Annotated in this window: 1 protein-coding gene; it reads left to right on the forward strand. The window is 61.8% G+C overall.

What is annotated here, in order from left to right:
• On the forward strand, positions 1-623 hold a 623-nt coding region (locus DBR18_RS10675), incomplete at its 5' end, for a LysR family substrate-binding domain-containing protein (protein ID WP_256588666.1).
• Between the last annotated feature and the right edge of the window lie 117 nt (positions 624-740).

The raw sequence follows: 740 nt of genomic DNA on the forward strand, positions 1-740 counted from the left end.
AATTGAAGATTGGCTTCACCTCGTCGGCGCCGTTCAACTCGACTATTCCCCAGGCGATATTTTCCTTTCGTCAGCGTTTCCCGGCAGTGCACCTGAACCTGCGGGAGATGAGCAGCACCATGGTCGCGGACGCACTGGTGGACGAGTCGATCGAAGTCGGCATCATGCGTCCGCTGGGTTTGCCGGACTCACTCAGTGTGGTGGAGCTGATGCGTGAGCCGTTGGTGGCGGTGCTCGGCTCCAAGCATCCGTTGGCCCAGGGCAGCGAGGAAGGGCTGTTTCTCTCGGCGCTGGCGCTGGAGCCGTTCGTGTTCTTTCCGCGCAGCTACGGCAGCGGGCTGTATGCGCAATTGCTCAGTCTGGCGCGCGATGCCGGGTTCAGCCCGCACTTTGCCCAGGAGGCGGGGGAGGCGATGACCATCATCGGACTGGTCGCCGCGGGCTTGGGGGTTTCGGTGTTGCCGGCGTCCTATCAGCGGATGCGCATCGACGGCGTGGTCTACCGGCCACTGCTCGATCCGGAAGCGGTGTCGGCGGTGTGGCTGGTGCAGCGCAAGGATCAGAAATCGCCGATGGCCAAGGCGTTCGTCGAACTGCTGACGCGTAAGGTTGAGGGTGTTTGACCTGCAGTCAAAAGATCGCAGCCTGCGGCAGCTCCTACAGGGGAATGTTTTTCCAATGTAGGAGCTGCCGCAGGCTGCGATCTTTTGATCTTGCCGTCAGAGCAACCGCACCAGATC

The organism is Pseudomonas sp. HMWF021 (assembly GCF_003061005.1).
In the GTDB taxonomy this organism is placed as follows: domain Bacteria; phylum Pseudomonadota; class Gammaproteobacteria; order Pseudomonadales; family Pseudomonadaceae; genus Aquipseudomonas.